This is a genomic window from Faecalibacterium tardum (assembly GCF_040096515.1).
Lineage (GTDB): Bacteria > Bacillota > Clostridia > Oscillospirales > Ruminococcaceae > Faecalibacterium > Faecalibacterium tardum.
This window is the reverse complement of record NZ_JBBMEO010000058.1, coordinates 1-5304: the sequence shown is the minus strand read 5'-3', so window position 1 is coordinate 5304 and position 5304 is coordinate 1. Positions and strand designations below refer to the sequence as shown.

At 58.4% G+C, this 5304-nt stretch carries 5 protein-coding genes; 4 read left to right on the top strand and 1 reads right to left on the bottom strand.

Translation table 11 applies throughout. From position 1 onward, the window contains the following. Window positions 1–44: 44 nt before the first annotated feature. The gene (locus tag WMO44_RS14285; RefSeq protein WP_349152979.1) at window positions 45–698 is read right to left on the bottom strand and encodes an HAD family hydrolase; all 654 of its coding nucleotides are present in this window, start codon (window positions 696–698) and stop codon (window positions 45–47) included. A 252-nt stretch (window positions 699–950) separates the two neighbouring features. Here WMO44_RS14285 and WMO44_RS14280 point away from each other — a divergent pair, with 252 nt between their 5' ends. The 4 genes from WMO44_RS14280 (at window position 951) to WMO44_RS14265 (ending at window position 5190) form a co-directional block, all read left to right on the top strand. Beyond that, a complete protein-coding gene (locus WMO44_RS14280; RefSeq protein ID WP_349152978.1) occupies window positions 951–2030 on the top strand; it encodes a branched-chain amino acid aminotransferase in 1080 nt (359 codons plus the stop codon). 171 nt (window positions 2031–2201) lie between these two features. Beyond that, window positions 2202–2972, top strand: coding sequence for an alpha/beta hydrolase (locus tag WMO44_RS14275; protein WP_349152977.1), 771 nt, complete (start codon window positions 2202–2204; stop codon window positions 2970–2972). Between the two features lie 46 nt (window positions 2973–3018). Next, window positions 3019–3777, top strand: coding sequence for an esterase family protein (locus WMO44_RS14270; RefSeq protein WP_349152976.1), 759 nt, complete (start codon window positions 3019–3021; stop codon window positions 3775–3777). Between the two features lie 129 nt (window positions 3778–3906). Further along, entirely contained in the window at window positions 3907–5190 is a 1284-nt protein-coding gene (locus WMO44_RS14265; RefSeq protein ID WP_349152975.1) for an ATP-grasp domain-containing protein, read from the top strand. Window positions 5191–5304 lie beyond the last annotated feature (114 nt).

Genomic DNA, 5304 nt, shown 5'->3' with positions numbered 1-5304 from the left:
GGTTTTCTGGTTCTCTTTTGACACCAAAAGAGAACATCCCTCACTCAGAACCTCCCCTTCTGCAACCCGTCCAGCACCTCGTACAGATCGCGGCACTCGGCGGTGTACAGACGGCGCATCTCGTCATTGGCGGGGGCCATGTCCGGCACCATCACGGTGATAAAACGCCCGTTGGCACCGGCGCGCACGCCGTTGTAGCTGTCCTCCAGCACAAGGGTGCGACTGGGCACAGTGCCCAGTGCTTCCGCTGCCCGCAGAAAAATTTCCGGGTTGGGCTTGGAGGCCGAGAACTGCTCGCCGGAGACGATCACCTTAAAATAGTGGGTCAAGCCCCAGCCGTCCAAATGGTGCCGGATAGACGCCATCCGGCTGGAGGAAGCCACTGCCATGGGGATGTGCTGCGCGTCCAGCCATGTCAGAATTTCGTCCAGCCCGGGCTTTTTGGGCGGCGGTGCCTGAAACGCCTTTTCCGCCTGTGCGTGCAGCGCCGCGATGATGGCGTCCGTGTCGCAGTTTTCCCCGTAGAAGCGGCGCAGCACCGCCCGCATGGAATCTCCCGCCGTTCCGCGAACGGCAACGTCCAGCCCTTCCTTATAAGAAAGCCCAAGGGTGGCAAGTGCAGGCTCCCACAGGGTAGCCCAGACCCGCTCGGTGTCAAACATCAGGCCGTCCATATCAAAAATAACGCTGTCGATCATGGCAGTATGCTCCTTCCATAGAAAAGCGGGACTGTGCCCCGCAAAAGTGCTCTGTGCCTCTATTGTACCATAGATTTGGCAGTTTGCACACCATTGTGCTCACAATCTGGTGCAACTTTACCGGTAGAAAGATGAAACATTTTGCGATTCCTTGCAAAACCGGCTGGGAATATTATAATAGAAACCAACATTTGTGTCATAAAGCGCCGGAAATCGTGCGCACGCGCATAAAAGGAAAGAGGGAAACTCACTATGTTGGATATCAAGATCACCCGCACGGCTGCGCCCAAGGCAAAGCCCACCGATGAGACGAAGCTTGGCTTCGGCAAAAAGTTCTCCGACCACATGTTCGTCATGGATTACACCGAGGGCGAGGGCTGGCACGATGCCCGCATCGTCCCCTACGGCCCCTTTGAGCTGGACCCCGCTACCGTGGTGTTCCACTACGCACAGGAGATTTTTGAGGGCATGAAAGCCTACCGCACCGCTGACGACACTGTGCAGCTGTTCCGCCCGGACTGCAACGCCAAGCGTTTTCAGGATTCTGCCGACCGTCTGTGCATCCCCAAGATCCCGGTAGAGGACTACATTCAGGCCGTCGAGGCTCTGGTGGACGTGGACCGCGACTGGGTGCCCCACACCGATGGCGCTTCCCTGTACATCCGTCCCTTCATCTTTGCCAATGATGTGGGTCTGGGCGTGCACGCTTCCAAGCACTATATCTTCTGCATCATCTGCGCTCCCTCCGGCGCTTACTACGCCGAGGGCATCAACCCGGTGCGCATCTATGTGGAGGACGAGTATATCCGCGCCGCCCCGGGTCTGACCGGCTTTACCAAGTGCGGCGGCAACTACGCCGCTTCCATCAAGGCCGGTGAGCTGGCTGAGGAGCAGGGCTACGCACAGGTGCTGTGGCTGGACGGCGTGGAGAAGAAGTACGTTGAAGAAGTTGGCAGCATGAACATCATGTTCAAGATCGACGGCAAGGTGTACACCGCTGCTACCGTGGGCACCGTGCTGCCCGGCGTCACCCGCCGCAGCTGCATCGAGCTGCTGAAGGACTGGGGCTACGAGGTCGTTGAGGGCAAGATTGCCATTGCCGACATCATGGCAGCTGCCCGCGAAGGCAAGCTGGAAGAGGTGTTCGGCACCGGTACTGCCGCTGTCGTCTCCCCTGTCAAGGAGCTGGTCTGGAAGGGCGAGCACGCCTTTATCGGCGACGGCAAGATCGGCCCTGTCACCCAGAAGCTGTACGACACCATGACCGGTATGCAGTGGGGCAAGATCCCCGATACCAAGGGCTGGATCGTGCCTGTGGAAAAGAAGTATTGAGCCGCCTGTCACCCTACGGCTTTTAAAGGGACTGCTGCATACCGTCTGGGGCAGCAGTCCCTTTGCTCTATAATCATTGCAATTCCCGCCGCATGGTGCTACACTACCTATAAAGGGCGTGGGCTTGCCGCCTGTGCCCCTTGCAGGAAGATTTGAGAGGAAAGAAGCACCATGATCAAAAAATGGAGCATGAGTTACCCGGCGGTCAACGGCACCGAACAGCGCCGGGCGTATGTCTACCTGCCCACCATGTACGAGGCACAGCCGGAGCGCCGGTTTCCCGTGCTGTATATGTTCGATGGGCAGAACGTGTTTTTCAACGAGGATGCCACCTACGGCAAAAGCTGGGGCGTGGCGGATTATCTGGACTATACCGACACCCCGCTGATCGTGGCGGCCATCGAGTGCAACGCCGGGGTGAACAACGAGCGTCTGGTGGAGTATTCCCCCTACCGCTTCGATGACCCCACCTACGGCCACTTTGACGGCAAGGGACAGGCCACCATGAGCTGGTTCATCCACCGGTTCAAACCCCTGATCGACCAGAATTTCCGCACCCTGCCGGACAGGGCAAATACCTTTATCGGCGGCAGCAGCATGGGCGGACTGATGAGCCTGTATGCCCTGCTGCAATATAACGATACTTACAGCCGCGCCGCAGCACTTTCCCCCTCCATCTGGGTGGCACCGGATAAGCTTTCCGGCCTTGTGGGGCGCGCAAAGCTTGCCCCCGGCACGGTGCTGTACATGGACTACGGCTCCCGGGAGATGGGCAACCACGAGGGCATCCGACGACAGTTTTCTGCCCTGAGCGGCAAGCTAATGACCCGGGGCATCCACCTGACCAGCCGCATCGTGCCCGGCGGCACCCACAGCGAAGTCAGCTGGGAAAAACAGCTGCCCTTCGTGTTCCACACCCTGCTGTATGAGGTGGAGGAGTAAGAGAAGGGCGACACCATAGCCCAACAACACTAAAGGAGGAAACACCATGGAGATGCAGTATTTCAAGGAGTACAGCCCGGAACTGGGACGGGATATGGAGTGCAAGCTTTACGGCCACGCCGGCCGCCCGATGCTGTATATTCCCTGTCAGGACGGCCGATTCTTCGATTTTGAAAACTTCCACATGGCCGATACCCTTGCCCCGTGGATCGAGTCCGGGCAGATCATGGTGCTTTCCATCGACACCATGGATCAGGAAACCTGGTCGGACGCGCAGGGCAACCCCTATTGGCGTATCCGCCGCTATGAGCAGTGGCTGCACTACATCACCCGCGAGGCCGCCCCGATGCTTCAGCATCTGGCGCAGCAGCGCAACGGCTGGAGCGACCTGCCCGGCATCATCGCCTTCGGGTGCAGTCTGGGCGCCACCCACGCGGTAAACCTGTATCTGCGCCGCCCGGATATCTTCTGCGGCTGTCTGGCGCTCAGCGGCATCTACACTGCCCATTACGGCTTTGGCGACTATATGGACGAGCTGGTGTACATGAACTCCCCCGTGGACTACATGAAGAACTTCCCGGAGGATCACCCCTATATGCAGCTGTTCCGCAATCAGAAGGCGGTCATCTGCTGCGGTCAGGGCGACTGGGAACAGCCGGACACCACATGGCTGCTCAAGCGCATCTTTGAAGCAAAGCATATCCCCATCTGGGTAGACCTGTGGGGTCACGATGTCAACCACGACTGGAACTGGTGGTATAAGCAGGTGGCGTACTATATGCCCTACATTCTGGGCCAGCAGTGACCCATCCCGTGAAAATGGCACAACGGCGCGTCCATGGACGCGCCGTTGTTTCCCAATATTAAAGTCTGTCCCGCCCTCGCAGGGGCATTGCAATCATAGAGGTAACGGAAAGAGGAATCAACAAATACTATGCAGAACTTTATTTTTATCTCCCCCAACTTCCCCACGAACTACTGGCAGTTCTGCCGGGAGCTGAAAAACAACGGCCTGAACGTGCTGGGCATCGGCGACCAGCCCTACGAGGAGCTGAAGCCCGAACTGAAGGCAAGCCTGAACGAGTACTACAAGGTGAACAGTCTGGAAAACTACGACGAGGTATACCGCGCTGTGGCCTTTTTCACCTTCAAGTATGGCCGCATCGACTGGCTGGAGTCCAACAATGAATACTGGCTGGAACGGGATGCCGCCCTGCGCACCGATTTCCACATTACCAGCGGCTTCCAGACCTCTGATATGCCCCGCATCAAGTACAAGAGCAAGATGAAGGAGTACTATCAGAAGGCCGGTATCGCCACCGCCCGCTACCACATGGTGGATGACCTTGCGGGCTGCAAGGCCTTTGTGGAACAGGTAGGCTACCCGGTGGTAGTCAAGCCGGACAACGGCGTGGGTGCTTCGGATACCCACCGCCTTTCCACCGACAAGGAACTGGAAGAATTTCTGGCCTACAAGGAGAAGGAGCACCCGGATGTGGCCTACATCATGGAGGAGTTCGTCCGCGCCGAGGTGAACAGCTACGATGCCATCATCGACGCCCACGGCAACCCCATCTTTGAGGCGGGCAACGTAAGCCCCGTGTCCATCATGGACATCGTGAACAACGATGACAACTCTATCTACTACATCATCAAGGATCTGCCGGAGGACACCCGCGCCGCAGGCCGTGCCGCCGTCAAGAGCTTTGGGGTGAAGAGCCGCTTTGTCCACTTCGAGTTCTTCCGCATGACCGAGGATCAGGCCAGCATGGGCAAAAAAGGCCAGCTCGTGGCGCTGGAAGTCAACATGCGCCCCTGCGGCGGCTTTACCCCGGACATGATCGACTTTGCCCGTTCCACCAACGTGTACAAGATCTGGGCGGACATGATCGCCTTCGGCGGCACCGATATGCCGGTGGGTGAGCACTATTACTGCGCCTTTGTCGGCCGCCGGGACGGCAAGAGCTTCGTTTACAGCCACGAGCAGCTGATGCAGAAGTATCAGGACAACATGCGCATGGTGGATCGCATCCCCGAGGCACTGTCCGGTGCCATGGGCAACCAGATGTATGTAGCCACCTTCTCCACCCGTGACGAGATGGAAAAGTTCTATTCCGACGTGCTGGCAGTCACCGATGCCACCAACGCCAAGGTGCAGTCCGAACTGACGAAGGTGCTGGCTCTGGGTGAGCCGGAGGCGGCAGTAGCTGAAAAGTAATTGGGATTGCGCGGCGCAGGGGAAGTTACTACTCGCTGCAAGCGTGCAGGGACGCTCCGCTGGGCCAGAGGCAGGGAGGGGTGTTCCGACTCCCCCCTCCCTACCTCTGGACTC